18 protein-coding genes and 1 pseudogene are annotated in these 23,530 nt (G+C 65.8%); 7 read left to right on the top strand and 12 right to left on the bottom strand.

All coding sequences use genetic code 11. The features are described 5' to 3' along the window. Positions 1-55: 55 nt before the first annotated feature. From J7I85_RS13145 to J7I85_RS13125, 5 genes are all read right to left on the bottom strand, one after another. Positions 56-946 carry a carbohydrate ABC transporter permease gene (locus J7I85_RS13145; RefSeq protein ID WP_214852348.1) on the bottom strand — a complete coding sequence of 297 codons (891 nt, stop codon included), beginning with the start codon at positions 944-946 and terminating at the stop codon, positions 56-58. Continuing rightward, positions 946-1,908 (bottom strand): carbohydrate ABC transporter permease, encoded by a 963-nt coding sequence (locus J7I85_RS13140; protein ID WP_214852346.1) that lies wholly within the window; start codon positions 1,906-1,908, stop codon positions 946-948. Before J7I85_RS13140 ends, J7I85_RS13145 begins: the two co-directional genes overlap by 1 nt. Positions 1,909-1,919: 11 nt before the next feature. Further along, on the bottom strand, positions 1,920-3,248 hold the full coding sequence (locus J7I85_RS13135; RefSeq protein WP_214852344.1) for an extracellular solute-binding protein: 1,329 nt from the start codon (positions 3,246-3,248) through the stop codon (positions 1,920-1,922). Positions 3,249-3,342: 94 nt separating this feature from the next. Further along, on the bottom strand, positions 3,343-4,161 hold the full coding sequence (locus tag J7I85_RS13130; RefSeq protein WP_214852342.1) for a hypothetical protein: 819 nt from the start codon (positions 4,159-4,161) through the stop codon (positions 3,343-3,345). After that, on the bottom strand, positions 4,158-5,240 hold the full coding sequence (locus J7I85_RS13125) for a Gfo/Idh/MocA family protein (RefSeq protein WP_214852340.1): 1,083 nt from the start codon (positions 5,238-5,240) through the stop codon (positions 4,158-4,160). The genes J7I85_RS13130 and J7I85_RS13125 overlap by 4 nt, the downstream gene beginning before the upstream one ends. Positions 5,241-5,418: 178 nt before the next feature. Between J7I85_RS13125 and J7I85_RS13120 the strand changes: the two genes are divergently transcribed. From J7I85_RS13120 to J7I85_RS13105, 4 genes are all read left to right on the top strand, one after another. Next, positions 5,419-6,642 (top strand): ROK family transcriptional regulator, encoded by a 1,224-nt coding sequence (locus J7I85_RS13120; RefSeq protein WP_214852338.1) that lies wholly within the window; start codon positions 5,419-5,421, stop codon positions 6,640-6,642. Between the two features lie 82 nt (positions 6,643-6,724). Further along, positions 6,725-7,819 (top strand): Gfo/Idh/MocA family protein, encoded by a 1,095-nt coding sequence (locus J7I85_RS13115; RefSeq protein ID WP_214852336.1) that lies wholly within the window; start codon positions 6,725-6,727, stop codon positions 7,817-7,819. A gap of 1 nt (position 7,820) precedes the next feature. Next, on the top strand, positions 7,821-8,570 hold the full coding sequence (locus tag J7I85_RS13110; RefSeq protein WP_214852334.1) for a ThuA domain-containing protein: 750 nt from the start codon (positions 7,821-7,823) through the stop codon (positions 8,568-8,570). A gap of 203 nt (positions 8,571-8,773) precedes the next feature. Then, positions 8,774-9,967, top strand: a complete 1,194-nt coding sequence (locus J7I85_RS13105; protein ID WP_214852332.1) for a CynX/NimT family MFS transporter — start codon at positions 8,774-8,776, stop codon at positions 9,965-9,967. Between the two features lie 197 nt (positions 9,968-10,164). On the opposite strand, the gene aceB is transcribed toward J7I85_RS13105, so the two are convergent. Then, on the bottom strand, positions 10,165-11,835 hold the full coding sequence (gene aceB / locus J7I85_RS13100) for a malate synthase A (RefSeq protein ID WP_214852330.1): 1,671 nt from the start codon (positions 11,833-11,835) through the stop codon (positions 10,165-10,167). 310 nt (positions 11,836-12,145) lie between these two features. Next, entirely contained in the window at positions 12,146-13,462 is a 1,317-nt protein-coding gene (gene aceA, locus J7I85_RS13095; RefSeq protein WP_214852328.1) for an isocitrate lyase, read from the bottom strand. Between the two features lie 164 nt (positions 13,463-13,626). Between aceA and J7I85_RS13090 the strand changes: the two genes are divergently transcribed. Then, positions 13,627-15,141, top strand: coding sequence for an XRE family transcriptional regulator (locus J7I85_RS13090; RefSeq protein WP_214852326.1), 1,515 nt, complete (start codon positions 13,627-13,629; stop codon positions 15,139-15,141). Between the two features lie 71 nt (positions 15,142-15,212). Here the strand turns inward: J7I85_RS13090 and J7I85_RS13085 are convergent, their stop codons facing one another. After that, positions 15,213-15,605: a hypothetical protein gene (locus tag J7I85_RS13085; protein WP_214852325.1), complete on the bottom strand. Its 393-nt coding sequence runs from the start codon at positions 15,603-15,605 to the stop codon at positions 15,213-15,215. Positions 15,606-15,943: 338 nt separating this feature from the next. Between J7I85_RS13085 and J7I85_RS13080 the strand changes: the two genes are divergently transcribed. Both J7I85_RS13080 and J7I85_RS13075 read left to right on the top strand, forming a co-directional pair. Next, positions 15,944-17,692, top strand: a complete 1,749-nt coding sequence (locus J7I85_RS13080) for a pyruvate dehydrogenase (RefSeq protein WP_214852324.1) — start codon at positions 15,944-15,946, stop codon at positions 17,690-17,692. Positions 17,693-17,856: 164 nt separating this feature from the next. After that, positions 17,857-19,134 (top strand): serpin family protein, encoded by a 1,278-nt coding sequence (locus tag J7I85_RS13075; RefSeq protein ID WP_214852323.1) that lies wholly within the window; start codon positions 17,857-17,859, stop codon positions 19,132-19,134. Between the two features lie 107 nt (positions 19,135-19,241). Here J7I85_RS13075 and J7I85_RS13070 read toward each other — a convergent pair. From J7I85_RS13070 to J7I85_RS13055, 4 genes and pseudogenes are all read right to left on the bottom strand, one after another. Further along, a pseudogene (locus tag J7I85_RS13070) lies at positions 19,242-20,097 on the bottom strand (hydroxymethylpyrimidine/phosphomethylpyrimidine kinase). A 71-nt stretch (positions 20,098-20,168) separates the two neighbouring features. Continuing rightward, positions 20,169-21,206 (bottom strand): TAXI family TRAP transporter solute-binding subunit, encoded by a 1,038-nt coding sequence (locus J7I85_RS13065; protein ID WP_214852322.1) that lies wholly within the window; start codon positions 21,204-21,206, stop codon positions 20,169-20,171. Further along, a complete protein-coding gene (locus J7I85_RS13060) occupies positions 21,199-22,653 on the bottom strand; it encodes a HAMP domain-containing sensor histidine kinase (protein ID WP_214852321.1) in 1,455 nt (484 codons plus the stop codon). The genes J7I85_RS13065 and J7I85_RS13060 overlap by 8 nt, the downstream gene beginning before the upstream one ends. Then, positions 22,650-23,318, bottom strand: a complete 669-nt coding sequence (locus J7I85_RS13055) for a response regulator transcription factor (protein ID WP_214852319.1) — start codon at positions 23,316-23,318, stop codon at positions 22,650-22,652. Before J7I85_RS13055 ends, J7I85_RS13060 begins: the two co-directional genes overlap by 4 nt. Positions 23,319-23,530: the final 212 nt, after the last annotated feature.

The raw sequence follows: 23,530 nt of genomic DNA, 5'->3' as shown, positions 1-23,530 counted from the left end.
TTGTTCCTTTGCGGGTTCTGTATGTATTCAGGGATGGTTCGGTAATCGGGCGTGGCTAGCGGCCGGCGAGGGATCCGCCGATGCCGCCGACGCTGAAGTATTTGTTCAGGGTGGCGAAGACGATGACAGGCGGCAGCATCATGATCACGGCGAGGGCCATGACGGAGGTCCAGTCCGTAGCGTTCTGCTGGAAGAAGGACTGCACACCCATGGGCAGGGTGAAGATTTCGTTGGACCGGAGGAACACGATGGCGACCAGGTAGTCGTTCCAGGCCAGCAGGAACGAGAAGATCGCTGTGGAGAGGATGCCGGGCAGGCTGTTGCGCAGCACAACCTTTGTGAAGGAGCCGAAGACTGAGCAGCCGTCGATCCACGAGGCTTCCTCGAGGCTGATCGGGATGGAGTCGAAGTACGCGGCCATCATCCAGGTGGCCACGGTCATGGTGGAGCCGACATAGATGATGGTCAGGCCCATGAGGTTGTCCACCAGTCCCATGCCGGCGAACAGGATGAACAGCGGCACCACGGAGGTGATGATGGGCAGGGACTGCATGACGAACAGCAGCAGTGAATACCCGGACACTGCCTTGCTGCGTCCGCGGGAGAGGACGTAGCCGGCCGGTGCTGCCACGGCCACTGAAATGATGACGGTGGCCAGAGTAGTAATCAAACTGTTCTTGAGCCAGGTCGCGGCAAGCGTCTTGGAGAAGACGTTGCTGATGTTCTCGAAAGTCAGGCCTGTGGCGGTGCTGTTGGGTCCGGGGGTGAACGCCAGGAGAACGGTGACCACGATGGGCACCAGCACGATCGCGGTGATAGCCAGGATGGCCGTGAAGCGCCACCAGCGGCCGCGCTGGCCGGCCTCGGAGAGGACCTTGCGGGGCTTGCCGGCATCGACGCCGAGCGCGGGACCGGATTCGGGATGGGCGTGGAGGACTGCGCTCATTATTCGACGCTCGACTTTCGGATCTGGCGGTAGAGGATGACCGAGATGACCACGAGGGTCATGGTCATGAGGAAGGCGATGGCCACGCCGGGACCGGTGGCGAAGTCCTGGAAGACCGTCCGGTAGGCCAGGACCACCAGAGATGTGGTGGCACTGACCGGTCCGCCGCCGGTCAGCAGGTAGATGGTGGGGAAGTCGTTGACGCAGAAGATCGTCATCAGGATCCAGCTGATGTAGGTGGAACGGGCGATCAGCGGCAGGGTGATCTGGCTGAACTGCTGCCAGCGGGTGGCGCCGTCCATGCTGGCCGCTTCGTAGACGGTGCTGTCTACGGAGGCCAGCGCGGCCGAGATCATCATCATCATGAAAGGGAAGCTGACCCAGACCTTGAACACCATGACCGTGATAGAGGCGAGGGTGGGGTCGGCGAGGAACAGCGGGGTACCCAGTCCGAGGTTGCGGAACAGGGACGGGATCAGGCTGTCCGGGGTGGCCACCAGCCAGTTCCAGGCGGTGGAGGACACCACGATCGGCACCACCCAGGGCAGGAGGAGCAGGACTTTGAAGGTGCCACCGGCGGGGATCTTGGTGCGCAGCAGCAGGGCCAGGCCCAGGCCCACGAGCCAGGACCCGAACACGCCCACGATGGTGAACCAGAGCGTGAATTGGGCGGCCTTCCAGAACGCGGGCGAGGTCAGCACGGTTGAAAAGTTCTCCCCGCCCACGAAGTTGCCGGTCTGAAGCAGGTTCCCGTCGTGCGTGGCCTGAACAGCCGCATGGATCAGCGGGTAGCCGTGGATCAAAACAAGCAGGACCACGGAGGGGAGCAGGAGCCAGAAGAATGTCCTGCTGGTCTGGGCGGAGAGCTTGCTCCTGCGTTTGACGGGGGCGGTCCCGGGCCCGCCGGGGGCAACCCCCCGGCGGGCGCGGGACAGGCCGGACTGGGTTGTGGTCAGAGCCATGGGGAGTCCGGTTACTTCTTCAGCACGGATTCGAGGCCGGACTGGAACGCCTGCAGCGCAGTTTTGGCATCCGATTTTCCGGTGATGATGGTCTGGCTGAACTGGTTCAGTGCTTGTCCGCCATCAAGCGCGGCGAGGTTGGCGTTCAGACTGTTGCCCTGGGAGGCAAAGGTCTTGGCGATGGGCTGCCAATCCTTGACGATCTTGACGTTGTTCGGGTCACCGGCGAACTCGGGGAGCTCGGTGATGGATTTGAAGACAGGCAGTGCAGACATCAGCTTCTTCTGCCACAGCTGCTTGAGCTGGCCCAGGTAATACACCAGGAACTCCTCGGAAGCGTCCTGCGAGGGGGTGTTGGTGTACATCATGATGTTGTTCGGGAAGACGATGGTCGCCTTGTCCCCGTGCGGTCCGGTCAGGGGGTCCGCCACCAGAAGGTCGCCGGACGTGTCGCCCACGCGCTCCGGGACGTTCACTTGGAAAAGGCCGAAGCCTGCTTTGCCGTCCTTCCACTGCGCCGACATGTTGTCGGTGGTGTAGCTGACGGCGGCAGGATCGACGATGCCGTTGGAAACGAGTTCCAGGACGAACTCCATGGCCTCGACGTTGCGGTCGTTGAGCAGGTCCAGCTCGCCGTCCTTGTTGAATACGCCGCCGCCGTTGTTGACCATCATCATGATCATGGAATGGTTGGCATAGTTGTTGCCGGCGCCTGCACCGGTGGTGAAGCCGAAGGCACCGACCTTCTTCAGTGCCTTGCCTGCTTCAAGGAGGGACGGCCAGTCCGTCGGCAGGGCAACGTTCGCCTTCTCAAACAGGGACTTCCGGTACCAGAAAACGCGCATGTCCAGCTGCCACGGGACAGCCACATAGCCCTTGTCCGACTTGAACGGATCCAGCACGCCCGGCAGAAAATCGTTGAACTGGCCGCTGGCCTTGAGCTTCTCGATCGCCTTGTCGGCGTAGGCGATCTGGCCCTGCTGCTCGAACTGGAAAGCCTGGAAGCCGCCGCCCGTGGACACAGCCGGGCCTGTCTTGGACGCGATGGCCGAGGAGAAGGTTTGGTAAAAGTTGTTCCACTGGATGGTCTGGTAGGTGGCCTTGCTGCCGCTAGCACCGGAGAAACCCTCGGCAATGCCCTTGGCGGCGTCATTGTAGGCGGGGGTGGCCCAAGGCATATCCCAGAACTTGACGGTCCCGCTGGCTCCGCCGCCTCCGCCTTGGCTTGCCGAGCCGCCGCCGCATGCTGCCAAGAGGGGAGCGGAAGCCGCAGCGGCAGCGAAGCCGAGGAATCCCCTGCGGGAAAAGGCGGGGGATGCGATGGAGGATTTAGCAGACACGGTGTTTCCTTTCAGGACCCGGCTGCTGAGTGCCCGGTCCCTTCTCGACGATGAGTGGATTGTGAGGTGACGCTGGAATTGCTGGGAAAACTGTCTAGTCGGTGAGTTGGGTGAGGAGGGACATGGCCGCGGTGAACTGCCCCAGATCGTTGGCGGGGTTACCGGATGTGATGTGCGAGTGGGCCCTTGACCAGCTGGTCCGGTGAGCCGATTCGTAAAGTGTGGGAAGCGTCATCGCTCCCTCCGCGTTGACGACGCGGACTTCGGCCGGCCACGCCGCAGCGGGCTCGGGGAGCACGATGTCGGCACGTCCTGCGGAAGTGAGAACGGAGATGCTTGCCGTTGCCGGTAACGACGACGTGAGGATGCCCTGCAGCGCAGTGGGGGCTCCTCCGGGCAGGGTGGCGGCCACTGTGTAGCCGTTGGCGCTGCGCTGGACCATCCTCACGTTGCGCAGTTCGATGCCGGCGTGCAGGACGGCGGAGAGTTGTTCCGTCAGCAGCTGCAGGGGATCTGTTCCGGGTGCTGCCACGGCAACCGAGTCCACCAGCACGGCGTCGCGAAGGGCATCGGCAATGACGTCCTGCACGTTTGCGCTGGGCCCGGCGAGTACTGCGTTTCCGGCCCAGCGCTGGTCGAGAACCACCGTCGCCCCGGATTCGGACGCTTGGGCGGTCAGCTGACCTGCATCCTCGGGGACCGGCGAAGTCACGACGACGCCCCTGGCGCCGCCGCGGATCGCGCCGGCTGCGCGCTGCGTCCACCCGGTGTGGCCGGCGACGGCGACGACATCGGGAGCCGGGCCCTGGGCCGGGGCCGGAGCGAAGGACAGGGGGAGGGAAGCGGCGACGGCGGCGACAGCACCTGCTGCCTCGGCCTGCGGGTCCGCGTACAGGGACAGCTGCGCGCTCATGCGCTGACCTCCTCGGCTACGGTGGCGCCGGCGGCGTCCACGAGGCCGTCGGCGGCGTCGGCGATGGACAGGGCGAACTCCAGGTCGTGGATAAGTGTTTCGGCCGACGGCGGTTGTCCTGTTCCCCGGGCCAGTTCGGCGAGCTTGCGCCATTCGCCTTCGTAGCCGTTATGGCCGTAGGGGCCAAGGAACAGGGTCTGCCCGTCCTTCCGGATTTGCGCTGCCGCGGAGCCAGCGTGGACATACGACGGCGTGAAGTCGATCCTCAGGGCGGCGTCATCGCCGATGGCTTCGAACACCCACGACGGTTCCCACGTGCCATTCATGGCGGCGCGCAGCTCGATGCTGACCGCCCCGGCCCGCAGCGAGATGACATAGCCGAACGGTTGCGCGATTTCGGCGTGCAGAACCTCCACGGAGGCAAAATCGGGCGTGAAGCGCCGCACCAGCGGAAGATCATGGATGGCCAGGCCCATCACGCCACCCTGGAGGCGGGCCTTTATGACCTCGGGGTCGCTGAGGTCCTGCTCCGGCATGGGAACCCGGCCCACGATCTCGGTGGCGAAGTCCTCAAAGCGCGGGTTGGGCGGCAGGACGATGGAGGAACGGATCGTGTGGACCTGCTCCGGCAGATCCCCCCAGGCGGCCTCGGCCGCGAGCCAGCCCGGATCGAAGGTATGCATCGCGCCGACAATGATGGGGACGCCGGTTTCGGCCGAGACGGCGGAGATGCCGGCTGCCTCCTCGCCGGTCATCGCGAAGGGCTTCTCGCACAGCACCGCCTTCTTGCCGGCCCGGCAGCTGGCGATGACCTGGGCGGCATGGAACTGGTGCGGGCTGCAGATGGCGACAATGTCCACCCCGGGATCGGCCAGCAGTTCTTCCACGCTGGTGCTGAAGCGTGCCCCTACTCGGCCGGCGACGGATTCGGCCACTGCCGGATCCACGTCCATGATGTGGCGCACCTCCAGGATGTCGGTGAGTCTGGCCAGGGACGGAAGGTGGATAGCCTGCGTGACAGGCCCCGCGCCCAGGATGCCGACGCCAAGGGGCGCCCCTGATTGGTGCTGGCTCGACAAGTCATTACCTCTTTGTAATCGCCGGAAAAGCTCTACCCGCCCGACCGGTGTTGCTCGGTGATGGGGCTCACAGCTCAACCTAGAACCACTTTTGACGAGCGTCAAGCAAAAGTCAGAAAGTTATCGACATTCTTTGTGTCCTGTGACACCCAGAAGCATTCGTGCTATCACTGAATCCATGAGTCCACGAACGGGTAATGGCCAAGCTGCGGAGCCGGTTTCCGCCGACGCTACGGGCAGTCTGTCCCGCGCCGGCGACCTCTTTCAGCTGCTCCGCGACGGCAGGGCCCGGACCCGCGCCGAGCTGGCGCTGACAACAGGACTCGCGCGGTCCACGGTCGCCTCCCGTATTGATGCGCTGATTGCTTCCGGATTGGTCGGCCCCGCTGGCGAGGCGACATCGAGCGGCGGCAGGCCGCCGTCGCGCTTTGCCTTCAAGCCGGCTGCCCGCGCTGTGCTGGCTGTCGACGTCGGTGCCACGCACGTGATCATCGCGGTCACTGACCTGGGCGGAAATATCCTCAGTGAGCGGCGCCTGGCCCAGGATGTCGCCGAGGGGCCGGAGGCAGTGCTGGGCCGGATCGTGGCCGAGGCGACGTCGCTGCTGGCGGAGACGGGACGGACCACGGAAGACCTTGCCGGCGTCGGGATTGGCCTGCCGGGGCCCGTGGAGCACGCCAGCGGCATGCCGGTAAAGCCGCCCATCATGCCGGGCTGGGACGGGTTCGACGTGGTCAGCCACGTCCAGCGCTCGTTCCCTGTCCCGGTGCTGGTGGACAACGACGTCAACATCATGGCCCTGGGTGAACGCACAGCCCACTGGCCGGAGCACGACAACTTCCTGTTTATCAAGGTGGCCACAGGCATCGGGGCCGGCATCATCAGCAACGGCGAGCTGCAGCGCGGAGCCAACGGCACCGCCGGCGACCTGGGCCACGTCCGGGTGCCCAGAGGCGACGACGTCCTGTGCCGGTGCGGCAACTACGGGTGCCTCGAGGCGCTCGCGTCCGGCCCTGCCGTGGCGCGGGCACTGGCGGCGCTGGGTGTCCAGGCAGAGAGCGGGGCCGACGTCCTTCGCCTGGTGGCCGGGGGCAACCTGCAGGCCATTCAGGCCCTGCGCCAGGCGGGCCGGGATGTGGGCGACGTGCTCGCCACAGTGGTGAACCTCCTTAATCCCTCCGTCATTGTCGTCGGCGGAAGCCTTGGACAGGCCGGCGAACACCTCATGGCGGGCGTGCGCGAAGTGGTTTACCGCAGGTCGCTTCCGCTTGCCACCACGCACCTGCGCATCGGCCTGTCCATGGCGGGCGGCCAGGCGGCCGTGCTGGGTGCGAGCCAGATGGTCACCCAGCACGTCCTGTCCCCGACGGTCATCGAAGCCACGCTGCAGGCCACGGGCTAGCCGGCGCACGAAGCCCGGCGCACGGGCTGGCTGCCGCAGGAAGACCAACTTTCACATCCAAGCGAAACGGAGTCTTAAAACATTGAGCACGCACAAGCACACACCCCTGAGGGTTGGCGTCGTCGGGATCGGCTGGGCCGGCCAGCAGCATATCGAGGCCTACAAGAAGATCGACGGCGTGGAACTGGTTGCGGTCGCCGCGATGGAAGAGGACCTGCTGAGGAAAATCAAGGACGAGTACAGCGTCCCCCACACGTTTGCCCGCTGGGAGGACCTGATCGAACTCGACGGGCTCGACGCCGTCAGCGTGGCAGTGCCGACCTTCCTGCACGCCCCGATTGCCGTCGCCGCCCTGGAACGCGGGCTGCACGTCCTGAGCGAAAAGCCCCTGGCGCGCAACGGCGAGGAAGGCCTGCAGATGGTGGAGGCGGCGCGGAAGGCCGGCCGCGTCCTGGACGTGGCCTTCAACCACCGCCGCCGCGGCGACATCCAAAAGCTGAAAGGCATCATCGACGACGGCGAACTCGGCCGGCCATACTACGCCAAGGCGTCGTGGCTCCGCCGGCAGGGGATCCCCATGCTCGGCAGCTGGTTCACCAACCCGGCGCTGGCCGGCGGGGGCCCCCTGGCCGACATCGGCGTCCACGTCCTGGACTACGCGCTGCACCTGCTGGGCGAACCTAAGGTCCTCTCCGTCTCGGCGTCGACCCATTCGGAACTGGGCCCCCGCGGCCTGGGCGGCAACGCCCGCTACACCGCCATGAAGTCCTCCCACAAGTTCGAGGTGGAGGACTTCGCCTCGGCGTTCATCCGACTTGAAGGCGGCGGCACGCTGATCCTCGAAGCCGGCTGGGCAGCTTACCGGGACGAGGAGGACCTGATGGACTTCACCGTCTACGGCACCGACGGCGGAGCGGAACTCCGCGCCGTCGGGGCTTCCAACGTCCCCGTCGCAGATGTCCGGATCTTCAAGGAAAAGGACGGCGAGAACGCAGACTACGTGGTGGTGGCGGAGCCGGGCCGGGCGCACCAGGCCGTGGTGGAGGACTTCGTGGAAGCTGTCCGCGGCGGCGAGACCGTGTGGGGAACCCACGACGGGTCAATTGCCCTGACCCGGGCCCTGGTGCTCGACGCCTGCTACAAATCCGCCCTCGAACAGCGCGAAGTGAGGCTCTGACATGACCGAAAAACTCAACATCCTGGTCTGGAACGAAGGCGTCCATGAGGCGAACAACCAGCCGGAAACCATGGCCGAGATGTACCCCAACGGCATTCATGGTGCCATCGCGGACGGACTCAAGGGTTTCTATCCGGACTCCGGCATCACCACCGCCACGCTGGCCGATCCGGAACACGGACTGTCCGAGGAGACCCTTGCCGCCACAGACGTGCTCCTGTGGTGGGGGCACGTGGCCCACGGCGACGTCCGCGACGAGGTCGTGGAACGCGTGCAGCGGCACGTCCTGGGCGGCATGGGCCTGATCGTCCTGCACTCGGGGCACTTCGCCAAGATCTTCACCAAACTCCTTGGCACCACGTGCTCGCTGAAGTGGCGCAACGAGGGCGAGCGGGAACTCGTGTGGACCGTGAAGCCCTCGCATCCGATCGCCGCCGGCGTGGAAAGCCCCATCGTGATCCCCAAGCAGGAGATGTACGGCGAGCTCTTCGACATTCCCGAGCCCGACGACCTCATCTTCATCAGCTCCTTCGAAGGCGGCGAGGTGTTCCGCTCGGGTGTGACGTTCACGCGCGGGAAGGGCCGGATCTTCTACTTCAGCCCGGGCGACCAGGAGTACCCCGTGTACCACCAGCCGCAGATCCAGCAGGTGATCGCCAACGGCGTGGGCTGGGTGGCGCAGCCGGGCAAGTTCCGCGAGGCGCCAAGCGTCAGCAACGCCCCGCGGGACTGGTTCCTGCAGGCCCCCTAAAAGAACGCCTGCAGAAGAACCTGTCCAGCGCGAACGGACACTTGGGGCACTGTGGTCCAGCGCGAACGGACACTTGGGGCCCCTCGGTCGAGCGCGACCGGACACTTGGTGCCCTGCCCTTTCCGCCGTAAGGGGCGCCGCATGATAGCAATGAGGGTGATGAAACCCCTTGCCCGCTTCCAGCACGCTGACGTCCGCGCCCTATGAGGGACACGATCGGAACGAAGGTTCCCCGCAGCTGGATCCTGCTCGCATGCATCGGCCTCATCGCCCTCAACATGCGGGGCCCCTTCGTGGCGGTGGCACCGGTGCTTGGCCCGATGCAGCAGGAGCTGGGCTTCTCGCCCGTCGAGCTGGGCCTGCTGACCGGGATTCCCGTGCTGTGCTTCTCGCTCGCGGCGCCCCTTGCCTCGCTCGCAGGGCGCCGGCTCGGCGCGGAACTGGCCATCACCCTCACGCTGGCGGGCGTACTGGCCGGCGTAGCGGTCCGTTCTGCCGGCGGCGGGGCGATGGTGATGGCGGGTACGGTCATCCTCGGCCTGGCCATTACCGTGGGCAACATCGCGGTACCGCTGATCATCCGGCGGGACTTCTCGCCGCGGCGCCAGGGCACTGCCATGGGCATCTACACGGCAGCACTGAACGTCGGCTCGTTTGTAACTTCCGTGGTTACGGCGCCGCTGGCCGAATGGGCCGGCTGGCGGGCTTCCATTGCGGCGTCGGCGGCCTTCGCCATCGCGGCAGTCGGCTTCTGGATCTTCGCGACCGGGCGCCGGGCCTTCCTGCCCGCGGCGGACGACGGCTCGGGCGGGCCAACAGCCACAGGCCGCCCGGCGTCGCGATGGATCACAGTGGGCCTCACAATTGGTTTCGCCGGTCAGGCCATTTCCTACTATGGCGTGACCGCCTGGCTGCCCACCCTGCTGTCCGATGAACTCGGCATGACGCCGGCAGCCGCGGGGGCAGGGTCCTCCCTGTTCCAGATCATGGCCATCGCGGGCAGCCTGGGCGTGCCGCTTGCAGCCCGGTTCATGAGTACGACGGCGGTTGCGGTCACCCTGGGTGCCATGTGGCTGACCGTTCCGCTGGGGCTGCTTTTCGCTCCGCAGCTGTGGTGGCTGTGGTCCTCGCTCGGGGGAGTAGCGCAGGGCGGCGGCATCACGCTCATCTTCATCGCCATCATCAAGCTCGCCCGGGACCAGGCCTCCGCGGGCAGGATGTCGGCGATCGTCCAGGGCGTCGGCTACTGCTTCGCCGCGCTGTCTCCGACGGTGGTGGGCTACGTCCACAGCGTCTCGGGCAACTGGTCCGTGCCGCTCCTGGTGATCCTCGGCTCCGTCCTGGCGTTCTTCGTCTCGACGACCCTGTCCGTGCGGAAGGTGCCCCGCCAGCGTTAGGCGCAGCCCCGCCGTCGTACATTCCTTAAACTGCAAAGCGCGAACTGGCAGCTAACGCCCTCAAACCTGGGTTTTGGGGTTATTAGCTGCCAGTTCGCGCTATAAAGATGATTCCGTTGCCGGGCTGCCTCCCCGGATTTCGGGGGTGCTGTTGCGGAGGCGTGGCAGCCCGGCGGACGGAAAACCTGTGCCGGATATCAGGCGGCTACGAGCTCGTCTTCGATAGCCTCGCTCGTGGCGTCGATGCCCTCACGGGCTTCGTGCAGGTACCGGGCGTAGGCGGGAACCGTGAGGAAGCTGGGGAACTTGTCGCTCAGCGTGACCTCCTCGAAGATGTCGCGGGCATCGGCAAAGCGGTCGCCGTCGAAGCGCTCCAGCCGGGCGAACTCCTCGTCCAGCATCTCCTCCACCCATTCCCGGCTGATGATCTCGCCGTGGTCGGTGATGGCGCGGGCGTAAATCCATTGCCACAGCTGGGAGCGGGAGATTTCCGCGGTGGCGGCGTCCTCCATGAGGTTGTGGATGGCTACTGCGCCGTTGCCGCGCAGCCAGGACTCGATGTAGCGGATGCCTACCTCGATGTTGTTCCGGATGCCCTGTTCGGTGATGGTGCCCTGCGTCGCGGCGACGTTGATGAGGGCGCGGTCGTCCGGGGTGACGTCTTCACGGAGGCGCTCGAGCTGGTTGGGCCGGTCACCGAGGACGCCGTCGAACACCTCGCGGCACACCGGGACCAGGTCCGGGTGCGCCACCCAGGAGCCGTCGAAACCGTCGGCTGCCTCGCGGGTCTTGTCCGCGCGGACCTTTTCGAAGGCGCTGGTGTTGGCGGCTTCGTCCTTGCGGTTGGGGACGGCGGCGGCCATGCCTCCGATGGCCATGGCGCCGCGCTTGTGGCAGGCACGCACCAGCTGTTCGGTGTACGCCCGCATGAACGGGGCGGTCATGGTCACCTGGCCGCGGTCCGGGAGGACGAAGCGCGGGCCGCGGGTGCGGAAGTTCTTGATGAGGGAGAAGATGTAATCCCAGCGGCCGGCGTTCAGTCCTGAGGCGTGGTCGCGGAGTTCGTAGAGGATTTCTTCCATCTCAAAGGCTGCGGTGATGGTTTCGATCAGCACGGTGGCGCGGATGGTGCCCTGCGGGATGCCGAGCAGGTCCTGGGCCAGGATGAAGATGTCGTTCCAGAGCCGGGCTTCGAGGTGGTTTTCGATCTTGGGCAGGTAGAAGTACGGGCCCTTGCCCTGGGCCAGGAGGCGGCGGGCGTTGTGGAAGAAGTACAGGCCGAAGTCCACGATGCCGCCGGCGATGGGTTCGCCGTTCATCAGCATGTGTTTCTCGGGCAGGTGCCAGCCGCGCGGGCGGACCACGATGGTGGGCAGTTCCTCGGCGGCCCTGAGTTTGTATTCCTTGCCTTCGGGCGAGGTGAAGTCGATCCGGCGCTCCAGGGCGTCCGTCAGGTTCAGCTGGCCCTGGATGACGTTGCGCCACGACGGCGTGGACGAGTCCTCCATGTCCGCGAGCCACACCTTGGCGCCGGAGTTCAGGGCGTTGATGGTCATCTTCTTGTCCACCGGGCCGGTGATCTCCACCCGCCGGTCCTCCAGGCCCGGAGCCGGGGGAGCCACCCGCCAGTGCGGATCGTTCCGGACGGGCTCGGTCTCCCGCAGGAAGCGCGGATCCTGGCCCCGGGCGATCTGGTCCCGGCGTGCCCGGCGTGCCCGCAGCAGCTCCTCGCGCCGCCCGGCAGTTGCCTTGTGGAGCTGCGCAACGAAAGCCAGAGCATCCGAAGTGAGGACCTCGCCCTGCCGGCAAATCGGCTGCGCGGTCAAAGTAATGCCGTTAATCGTGAAGTTATCGGTGAAGCTGTTCATTTCAAGTCTCTCCTCAGAAGAAGCAAGTTAACGGCGGTGCGGCGGCTGGTGCTGGGGGCCGAAAAAGGCAATCCTCCGCGTGCTATTCCCCATCCCCGCCATGGGCCTCGCAGAGCTCGGCCGGGCGGGGGACAGGGCCCCTTTTACGCACGCTTCCGGATCACCTTTTTCGGCCCGAGGCATGGGCACCTGGGTGCCGGCCACCGTCGTGCCTTCCGGTGAGCGATGTTGACAGCTCACCTTTGGCGGTGAAGGGCCCACGGCCGCCGGGTTCCCTCGCGAGCTTGCGAGCGGAGGGGGCGGCCGGGGATTAGTGGAACTGTCCCTCTTCGGTCGATCCGACCAAGGCGAGGGTGGATGCGTTCGGGTTGAGCGCAGTGGAGATGTCGTCGAAGTAGCCGGTGCCGACTTCGCGCTGGTGCTTGGTTGCGGTGTAGCCGCGGGACTCGGAGGCGAATTCCTTTTCCTGCAGCTCGACGTAGGCGCTCATGCCTTCACGGGCGTAGCCGTGGGCGAGGTCGAACATCGAGTAGTTCAGGGCGTGGAAGCCGGCCAGGGTGATGAACTGGAAGGTGAAGCCCATGGCGCCGAGTTCACGCTGGAACTTGGCGATGGTGGCGTCGTCCAGGTGCTTGCGCCAGTTGAACGAGGGTGAGCAGTTGTAGGAGAGCATCTGGTCCGGGAACTCGGCCTTGACGGCCTCGGCGAACTTGCGGGCGAGCTCCAGGTCCGGGGTGCCCGTTTCCATCCAGATGAGGTCGGAGTACGGGGCGTAGGCCTTGGCGCGGGCGATGCAGGGTTCGATGCCGTTGCGGACCTTGTAGAAGCCCTCGGCGGTGCGCTCACCGGTGATGAATTCTTGGTCGCGCTCGTCGACGTCGGAGGTGATCAGGGTGGCCGCCTCGGCGTCGGTGCGGGCGATGACGACGGTCGGGGTGCCGGCGACGTCGGCGGCCAGGCGGGCCGCGTTCAGGGTTCGGACGTGCTGCTGGGTGGGGATCAGGACCTTGCCGCCGAGGTGGCCGCACTTCTTTTCCGAGGCGAGCTGGTCTTCCCAGTGAACGCCCGAGGCGCCGGCCTGGATCATGGACTTCATGAGTTCGTAGGCGTTCAGCGGTCCGCCGAAGCCGGCCTCGGCGTCGGCGACGATCGGGACCACCCAGTCCTCGACGGTCTGGATGCCCTCGGAGAACTCGATCTGGTCTGCGCGGAGGAGGGCGTTGTTGATGCGGCGAACTACGGTGGGGACCGAGTTCGCGGGGTAGAGGGACTGGTCCGGGTAGGTGTGGCCGGAGTTGTTGGCGTCGGCGGCTACCTGCCAGCCGGAGAGGTAGATGGCGCGGAGGCCGGCCTTGACCTGCTGCACGGCCTGGTTGCCGGTCAGGGCGCCCAGGGCGTTGGTGTACTTGCCTTCCTTGTGCTCCTCGGTGAGCTGCTTCCACAGCTTCTCGGAGCCGCGGCGGGCCAGGGTGTGCTCTTCGGAGACACGGCCGCGGAGGCGGACGACGTCCGTTGCCTTGTAATCACGGGTCACACCTTCCCAGCGCGGGTTGGCAGCCCACTCGAGCTCCAGTGCGGCGGCCTGCTGTTCGGGCGTCTGCTGGGTGGGCTCAAATGCTGCAGTCATCTTTGTCTCCTTGTTAGCTCCCGGGCCATTCCGGGTGATGGTTTCCGGCCCGACCTTCGCTGCGCCTTTGCAGCTCCGGCCGGCTTTTCCGGTGGTGTTTCTTTCCGTGACACCTACTTTTCTGCACTTTCCAACACCTTTCTAGGGGAAAAGGGTGGAAAGAAATGCACTTCTTCACGTATTCTTCAGAAATGTCGCCTTCAAGCTGGAACAGGGAAGTTTCACAGCCGTCGTCGTCCGCGCCGACGGCCGAATTGGACGTTATCTCGCTCGGTCGCCGCGTGCGCCACCTGCGCAAGCAGGCGGGACTGACCCTGGATGACCTGAGTGCCGCCGTCGGCACCGCCCCGAGCCAGTTGAGCCTGATTGAGAATGGCAAGCGGGAACCCAAACTCGGTCTGCTGCAGCACTTGGCAACGGCGCTCAACGTCAGCATCGACCAGTTGCTCGGAGCCGAACCGCCCAGCCGCCGGGCAGGCCTGGAAATCGAGCTCGAACGCTACCAGCGGGGCCCGCTCTACGAGTCGCTGAACCTGCCCAAAATCCGCATCAGTTCGCGGTTGCCGATGGATGTTCTGGAGGCGCAGGTGGGGCTGCTGCACGAGCTCGAACGCAAGATGAATGAACAGGTGGCGACGCCGGAGGAGGCCCGCCGCGCGAACGGCGAGCTGCGGGCCATGATGCGTGAGCGCGGTAACTATTTCCCGGAGTATGAGGCGGAGGCGCAGAAGGTCCTCAAGGGGGTCGGCTACACCGCTGGTCCGCTCAGCCAGCACGTCATTGCCGACATCGCTGAGAACCTCGGTTTCAGCCTCCACCACGTGGGCGACCTGCCGCATTCCACGCGTTCGGTGACCGATTTGAAGAACCGCAAAATTTATCTGACTCAGAGCGAACGGCAGGACCACGACCCCCGCTCCGTGCTCCTGCAGGCCCTGGGCCACTACGTCCTGGGCCATGAAACGCCCCGCAACTACGGCGATTTCCTCGCGCAACGGGTGGCCACGAACTATTTCGCGGCAGCGCTCCTGCTCCCGGAGCAGGCCACGGTGGAATTTCTGCAAAAAGCCAAGGCCGCGAAGGAAATCGCGGTCGAGGACATCCGGGACGCCTTCGCCGTGTCCTATGAGACCGCAGCCCACCGTTTCACCAACCTGGCCACCAAGCACCTGGGCATCACCACGCATTTCCAGAAGACGCACCAGAGCGGGATCATCTACAAGGCCTATGAGAACGACGGCGTGAATTTTCCTCAGGACCACACAGGAGCGATCGAGGGGCAGCCGTCGTGCAAGGCCTGGACCTCCCGCGCCGTGTTCGATGTGCCGGACAAGTTCAGTGCGTACAGCCAGTACACGGACACGACGTCGGGCACGTACTGGTGCACCGCGCGCACGGACCGGTCGGCCAGCGGGCAGTTCTCGCTGAGCATCGGGGTCCCGTACCAGCACGTGAAGTGGTTCCGCGGACGGGAAACCACGGCCCGGGCAACCTCCAACTGCCCCGACCCCACCTGCTGCAAACGGCCGCCGGCCGCGCTGACATCCGAGTGGGCGGGCAATGCCTGGCCCTCCGCCCGGGCACACTCCCACCTGCTGGCGGCCATGCCCCCGGGCGCCTTCCCCGGCGTGGACGAGACCGAGGTGTACACATTCCTGCAGGCCCACTCGGGTAGCTGACCGACGCTTCCGCAGGTCCTGTGGGCCGTCCTGTGACGCTCACGCCGTTTGCGCGGGCTTGCCCGTGACGCTCACGCACTTTTGGGGGAGGCCTGACGACCGCTTGCGGCTCGCGTGCGCGGCCACCCTGCGGGGGAAAATTCTTCGTTGAGAATCCCGTGATAGAGCACGTCATGCAAAACCCGGTGGCTTTCGTCGGTGCCGGACCACCGGCCCGTGTCCCTCAGAAAGTGCATGTATTCAAACAGCACGGCACAGAAAAAGGATGCAAGGTCGGCATCACGCTCATTGAGTAACTCCACATGTTCAGCGATGAGTCCGGGGTCCATTGCGGTCACTGCGGCGCCGCCAGAGATTTCGGCGTAGGTCGGAAAGAACGCGGTCAGTTGCGCCAGGACGGGAAGGATGTCTGGCAACATCCCGTGCTCCCGGTGCCAAGTCACGAATGCGAACAGGGAACCCATTTCCTGGTCACCTTGGTGCAAAGCAACGGAAGCTGGTCTGCTGGCGGGTGTCCCGGCAGGGTGCCCGCTGCGGGACTTCCGTTTTGCCAGCCGGCGGCGGCGGGATTTGTTGGCCAAAATCGATCCTCACTGTGGACGTGGAAAGAGGCGGAGTGCCTTTCCCAAAACGCTATGAGTGGGGAACGCTTGGCTTCAACGGCCGACCAGCCGTATGTGGAAAACGGCCCGCACCGGGCCACCTCCAGAACGCGGCCACCCGGCAACCTGAGACCCCGCCAAGGTAAGCGGACTATATTGGCCCTGTCGGCCCACCAATCTGATCGCGGGAGCGTGCACCCATGGCCAAGGAACTTGCCGTCCAGCTCATCGAACAACTTCGTGCTGCCGGCGTCCAGCGGATCTACGGAATCGTCGGGGACAGCCTCAACCCGATTGTCGACGCAGTCCGCCAGACCGGCGGCTCGCAGCAGGGCGGCATCGACTGGATTCATGTTAGGCACGAAGAGGCCGCCGCCTTCGCCGCCGCTGCCGAAGCGCAGCTGACAGGAAAGCTTGCCGTGTGCGCCGGCTCATGTGGCCCCGGCAACCTCCACCTGATCAACGGCCTGTACGACGCAAACCGCTCCGGCGCGCCGGTTCTGGCCATCGCCTCGCACATCCCCAGCAAGCAGATCGGCAGCGGTTTCTTCCAGGAAACCCATCCGGACCGGATCTTCAACGAATGCTCCGTCTACTCGGAGCTCATCAGCACGGCGGAACAGGCGCCGCGGGTGATGCACAGCGCCATCCAGCACGCCGTCGCCTTGGGAGGCGTCGCCGTCGTTACCCTTCCCGGTGACATCGCCGGACTGGAGGCTACCGGCGAAACACCGCTGCCCGCAAAGTTCCGGCCGGCAACGCTGGTCCCGGCACCCGAAAGCGTCCGGGAACTCGCCGATGCCATCAACGCGGCGGACAAGGTTGCCATCTTCGCCGGGGCGGGCACGCAGGGAGCCCATGACGAGGTCATCGCACTCGCGGAACTGATCGGTGCGCCCGTCGGCCACACTCTGCGGGGCAAGGACTTTCTGCAGTACGACAATCCCTATGACATCGGCATGACCGGGCTGCTGGGCTATGGTGCCGCGGCGGAGGGGATCGAGGACGCGGACCTTTTGATCCTGCTGGGCACCGACTTCCCCTACGACCAGTTCCTGCCCGGAACCCGCACCGCGCAGGTGGACCGTGCCGCCCACAGGCTGGGCCGGCGGACCGACGTCGACATCGCCGTCCACGGTGATGTGCTGCCAACGCTCGCGACTCTGATGCCCTTGCTGGCTCCGAAGAAGAGCCGCCGCTTCCTCAACCAGATGCTCAAGAAACATGACCGGCTGATGAACAAGGCCGTGCGCGCCTACACCCGCAAGGTGGAAAAGAAGCAGCCGATCCACCCGGAATACGCGGCGTCGCTGCTGGACCAGGTGGCGGCCGAGGATGCAGTGTTCACCGCGGATACCGGCATGTGCAACGTGTGGACCGCCCGCTACATCAACCCGCTGGGCACCCGCAGGCTGATCGGCTCGTACCTGCACGGTTCCATGGCGAACGCATTGCCGCACGCGATCGGCGCGCAGTTGGCGTACCCCGGGCGCCAGGTCATTTCGGTGTCGGGGGACGGCGGCCTGTCGATGCTTCTTGGCGAGCTCGTCACCCTAGCCGCGCACCGGCTGCCGGTCAACGTGGTGGTCTTCAACAATTCAACCCTGGGCATGGTGAAGCTGGAGATGCTGGTGGACGGCCTGCCGGATTTCGGTGTGGACGTGCCCGACGCCGACTACGCCGCCGTGGCCCGCGCCCTCGGCTTCCACGCGGTGCGCGTCACGGATCCCGCCCGGATTGAGGACGCCTACCGCGAGGCCTTCGCCCATCCGGGGCCGTCGCTGGTGGAGCTCATCACGGATCCCAAGGCGCTGTCGATCCCGCCGAAAATCACCGGCTCGCAGGTCCTCGGGTTTGCCACCGCCATGTCCAAGGTGGTCCTGAACCGTGGCGCCGGCGAGGCCGTGAGCATGGCGCGCAGCAACCTCCGGAACATTCCGCGGCGGTAGTGGCCGCTCACCGTTAGGTGGCCAGAAAGGCCGCCGTCAAACGTGAGCGTCGGTAAGGCGAAACCAAACCGACGACAAACCGTGATCGGGCAGGCATCGAAACTGTCGGACCCCGCTGGTTGACTGATCATGTACGGTGTTCTCCGGATGAGCCGAGGACTGACATGAACAGGATTCGAATGGCCAAAATGGTGGCGGCCTCGGCCGCGGTCGCACGTGCGGCGGCGTGTTCGGCGCCGGTGCCGGGGTTGCTGAAGGCCGACGGCGTGGAGCGGGTTTCGGTGGATGGCACGGTTTACGCCGCTGAATTCCGTGCGTTCCGGGACTCCGCCCTTGGGCTTGGCCAGGCACTGCTCGCCGACGGCGGCAACGGTTCCGGCGGGAACGTGGTGTCCTCGCCCGGAAGCCTGCTGGTTGCGCTCGCGATGCTGCGTGCCGGTGCGTCCGGGGAAACGGCCGCCGAGCTGGACGCCGTGCTGGGTCTTCCGCTGGGTACACGCGATGAGGCCATGAATGCGCTGCTCGCGTCTCTGGCGAAGTTCGACGGCGATCCCGGCGCCGTGGACGAGGACAACCCGCCGCGGGTGCCCGTCATGCACGTGGCCAATGGATTGTTCGTCGACGAAGGCGTGCCAACCGGTGAATCATTCCTCGCCACGCTGGCCAGGCACTATGGAACCGGCGTCTATCCGGTCGATTTCAGCAATGAGGGCGTGACCAAGCCCGCGATCGATGCCTGGGTGGACAGCAACACGGGCGGACGGATCAAGGAAGCGCCCGCGAAGTACGATCCGCGGAACACCTTCAGCCTGCTCAATGCCATGTACTTCGCGGCGGCCTGGCAGACCCCGTTTGACCCCAGCTCCACATCGGATTTGCCCTTCACCACGGGCGCGGGAGAGGAGATCGACGTCCCCGCCATGCGCAACCTGCTTGAGATGAAATACGCGGAAGGGGCAGGCTGGCGGGCTGTGGACCTGCCGTACGCTGAGGGGTTCGTGATGCGTCTTGTCCTGCCAGACGCTATCGACGCCGCTGCCGCATTCGGGGCGCAGCAGCTCACGGAAATTGCGGATGCCTTAGCCGCCGCGCCTCTGGAGACCGTGCAGATACAGCTGCCCCGCTGGGACCACAAATGCAGCTTCGACCTGCACCAGGTCCTCGAAGCAGCCGGACTGCAGAAGACCCTGACAACAACTGAGGACTTCAACGCCATCCAGCCCGACATGGCGATCACCCAGGCCGGGCAGGCCGCCAACATCACGGTCGCCGAAAAGGGGACCATCGCCGCCGCTGTCACCCAGGTCAACGGCATGGTTACCAGCGCTCCGCCGCAGCCCGAGCACACCATCGATTTCGACCGGCCGTTCCACTACCAGATCGTGCACTTTGAGACCGGGCTGCCGCTGTTCATGGGAACAGTGGCCGACCCCCGGTCCTGACCCAAACGCTTCATCACATCCTGCAGCAAAAACCGGAACCTTTCCTCACCATGTGAGGAAGGGTTCCCGGTTTTTCTGCGAAAGGTGAGGAAGGGTTCCGCCAGGGCCTAGCGCGGGCCGCCCTGCCATAGGGCGTCGAAGGGTGCGCCGGAGGCCACGCGGTTCCGGATCCCGGCGGTCACGAACTCCTTCGCCGTGCGGGCTGCCTCCAGCGGAGATGCACCCTTGGCCAGCTCGGCCGTCACGGCAGCGGCCAGGGAACAGCCGGCGCCGGAGACGGCCACCTCGCCCACCTTCGGGGCGCTCAGGACCTCGAGGGTCTCGCCGTCGTAGAAGACGTCGACGGCGTCGGGCCCGGACAGGCGCACGCCGCCCTTCGCCAGCACCGCGGCTCCGCTCAGTTCGTGGATGCGGATGGCCGCAGCCTTGAGGGAGTCGACGTCGGTGATCTCCAGACCGGACAGCGACTCGGCCTCGAAGTGATTGGGCGTGACGAACGTGGCGAGCGGCAGGATCTGTGCCTTGAGTGCCTGGTCCGTGTCCAGTGCGTGGCCCGGCTCCTGGCCCTTGCAGATCAGGACAGGGTCCAGGACAACGTTGTTGAACGCGCCTGAATCCAGCGCGGAGGCCACCGTCGAAATGGTGGCCGGGCTGCCCAGCATGCCGATCTTCACGGTGTCCAGGACGGAAGGTGCGCCGGAAGCGGCACCGTAGGCCGCCGTCGTCGCCTCTATTTGGTGCGCGATGACATCCTGGGCCACGGGCACGAAGCGGTGGTTCCATTCATTCTTCGGGTCGAACGAGACGATGCACGTGAGGTTGGCAATGCCGAAAACGCCCAGTTCCTGGAAGGTCTTCAGGTCGGCCTGGGCTCCGGCACCGCCCGGTCGCCTCGGACCCGGCAATGGTCAGCGCGACGGCGGGAACGGGGGCGTGAAGGTCCTTGGAAGTCACTGAAGTCATGTCTCCATGATGCCAGCTGCCCCGGCCCCGCACGGCCCAGGCGCGGGGACGGCCGGGACGGCCGGTGGACTCTAACCGTGCAGGGTGCGATAGGCCGACGCCGCGGCGGAGTGCAGCGGCACGCCTGCAGTGTTGATCAGCGTTTCCAGACTCAGGAACTGCACGCCGAGGCTGGACCGGGGGATAAGTTCCCGGGCTTGCCCCACCAGCAATTCGACGGTTCGTTGCACAATGCGGTCGTCCAGATCCTCACGGCACAGGAGAAGGTTGGCCACGCCCACGGTCCATGCGCCGGGGACGCCGTCGTAGCTGTTCTCCGGGATCAGGACCCGGTCGTAAAAGCCGCCGTACCGCGCCCGCGTCTCCCGGACCAGTGCCGACAGGTCGATCAAGGCCAGCCCTGCCTCCTTGTTAGCGGCAGTGATGGCGGCTGTGGGTACACCACCGGACCAGAAAAGGGCATTCACGGACCGCGCAGTGAGGGCCGCGAGTCCGTCGTTCAGCCCCAGGTTCACTTCCTTGAGCGGGCTGCCCGCGGCGGTGTTGCCGGCGGCGTTTCCAACGGCGGACAGGCCGGATGCCGCGATGATGCGGTGCGCGGTCAGGGACGTACCCGAGCCAACCTCTCCGATGGCCGCGGTCTTCCCGGCAAGATCCGTGAAAGTGCGGATGAGGCTGTCCTTCCGCACCAGGCAGTGGACGTAGTTTTCGTAGACCTTGCCCAAGGCGACAATCCTGCCGGACGCCGCCGACGGCGTTGACGCTGCCGGAGCCGCCGCTTGCTGCGCCGCAGCATCAGCCAGTGCCACCGCGAAAGTGGCGTCGCCGGCGAGGAGCCGCTGGATGTTCTCCAGGCTCCCGCCGGTCACCTGCGGAACGGCAGTACCCACCACACCGTGACGCTGGAGTGACTCAGCCAGCAGGGTTGAAAACTCCAGGTAAAAGCCACCCGGCTCGCCCCCGGCCACCGTTACCGTGCGCCCGCGATCGTCGGGCGTGCAGGCATTGACGGCGGGCAGCAGAAGTCCGGACAGCCCCATTGCCAGCCCCGCCCGGATGGCCGTCCGGCGGGACGGAAGAACCGGATACCCGGTGCCGGTGTCAGCCATGCGGGGACTCCTTCCCGGGCGTCTGTCCCGGGCCCTGCCCGGGCTTCGGTTCGGGGAAATCTATCCGGGCAAGCAGTCCGTGCGGAGACCGCTCCTCCAGGAGCAGTCGGGCGCCGTTGGCCTCCGCGAGCCTGTCCACGATGGTCATGCCCAGGCCGTTCCCCGGGATCCCCCGGTGCCGGGGAGAACGCCAGAACCTCCCGGTGGACGCGGCCCGTTCGACGGCGGAAAGTCCGGGCCCGTCGTCAGACACCTCGATCGCAAAACCTCCTGGCCGCCGGCGAACCGCCACGGAGATGCGGGCGGCTGGCGCGTACTTGATGGCGTTGGTGAGAAGCTCACCCACCATGTGCGCCAGCTCGTCCGGACGGCATGCCAGCTGGAGCGGAGTCCCCGGCTGCGCTTCAAGCACCAGCGTTGCCCCGCTGCTCCGGGCGGCAGGCGCCGCACGTTCCACTTCCTCCTGCAGCACGGGAAACGGATCGATGAGATCAGGCGTCCGTCGGGAATCCGGGCGCACGGCGCTGCGGGCCGAGCCTTCAAACGCCTTGTGCTCCGCGGCAGCGAGTTTCAGTACGCCGTCCAGGAGCTCTTCGACTCGTTCCAGTTCTGCCACGACCCCCGCGGCGGCGGCCTGCTGCCGGTCTGTCTGCAGCTCGAGCTGCAGCAGGTCGATTCTCAGCCGGAGGGCCCCCACCGGGTTGCGCAGCTGGTGTGAGGTGTCCGCAATCAGCTGCCGCTGCGAGTCGATGCTTGCGGTGACGGTTTGTGCCATGGCGCTGAAGGACCTGCTCAGCTCCCTTAGTTCAGGCGGGCCGTCCGCGGGCAGTTGGCTGCTCCTGCCCGTTGCCTCCAGTTCCGTCACCGCTGCGTTCAGGCGATGAACGGGGCGCAGCACCCACCCGGTCAACCGGGCGGCCGCCAGGAGGAGCAGTGCTTCCAGCACCGCCCCCGCCAGTCCGACGACGAGCCACCGTTCCCGCAGTTTCTGGCGGGCCGCATCCAGTTTGACCTCCAGGACAGCTTCGCCGAGTACCTGGCTGGCGGTGCCGAACGACCTGGAAATCACTTCCGAGCCGCTGCCCAACGGTTGAAGCGTGGGAAGGTCTGTGTCGCTGACGTTCAGGCTGGCCCTCGAAACCGCGTCCCGGACCTCTGCCTTGTCCTCGCCCAAACCGCCCGAACGCAGCGTGCCCTGCTGCATCCGGATGAGGATCCCTTCGCCGTACAGCCGGGAGTACCCCTCCATCTCCCGCCGCAGCTGGGTGGAATCACCGTCCAGTGCCGCATCGTAGGCCACCTGGCCGAACCTGTTGAGGGCGGCGTTGCGGTTGATCTCTACCTCCTGGGTGAGCTCCCGGCTCGCGGAGGACAGAATGGCGCCGGCTGCAGCGATCACCATCAGGACGGAAAGAAGGCTCAGGATGCCCAGAACGCGGAGCCTCACGCAGGATTCCCCTCAACCCGGTAGCCGACGCCCCGGACGTTGATGATGAACCCCGGCAGCTGGAGCTTGGCCCGCAACCCGGTGAGATGGACGTCAAGGGACCTCGAGGACGCAAGGAAGGCATCGCCCCAGAGGGCGTCCAGAATTTGTTCGCGCGTGACCACGGAGCCCGCATTGCGGACCAGCAGGGCGAGCAGTTGGAACTCGGTGGGCGTCAGCGACAGCACCCTGGAACCGACGGCGGCCACCCGGCGGTCCAGGTCGACGTCGAGGTCCCCGAGTGCGATGCTGTGGTGCTGCCCGTCGCCGTAACGGCCTGTGCGCCGGGTGACGGCTTCGATCCTGGCCAGCAGTTCCACAAGTTTCACCGGCTTGACCAGATAGTCATCTGCCCCGGAGCGCAGTCCCAGGACCACGCTGCGCTCATCGTCCCGGGCCGTGAGGATCAGAATCGGGCAGGCCGTCACCTGGCGAAGCTTCCGCAGCACGTCAAGGCCATCGAGGTCAGGAAGGCCCAGGTCCAGCAGAATCACTTCGAACCGCCGGTGGACCAGGAGCGCATCGGCTCCGCGGGAAACCCTGGTGGCCTTGTGCCCGGCGGAGACCACGGCCGCGTCGAGGGCGGACGCCATGGCGTCGTCGTCCTCGACGATGAGCACTTCCATTGCACGTTCCTTAGTGGGTTGTTCTTTGGTCCTTCGTCCGCAGCCCGTTTGGAGACTACCCCCTGGAAGGGATTTTAGCCGCCCACTGTCCCTCCACGGGTCTTCGATCGGGGTCTTCCACCGGAGCGGGGCCGTGCTACCGAATGATCCGGAAAACCTAAGGAAGTGTTAGGAAATACCGCCTGGCTTAGCTTGTGCCGTGGATCACGAAT

Origin of the sequence: Arthrobacter sp. ISL-65, from assembly GCF_018613795.1 — a bacterium.
In the GTDB taxonomy this organism is placed as follows: domain Bacteria; phylum Actinomycetota; class Actinomycetes; order Actinomycetales; family Micrococcaceae; genus Arthrobacter.
Note: the sequence above shows the minus strand (reverse complement) of the source record. Positions and strands in the feature narration are given on the sequence as shown.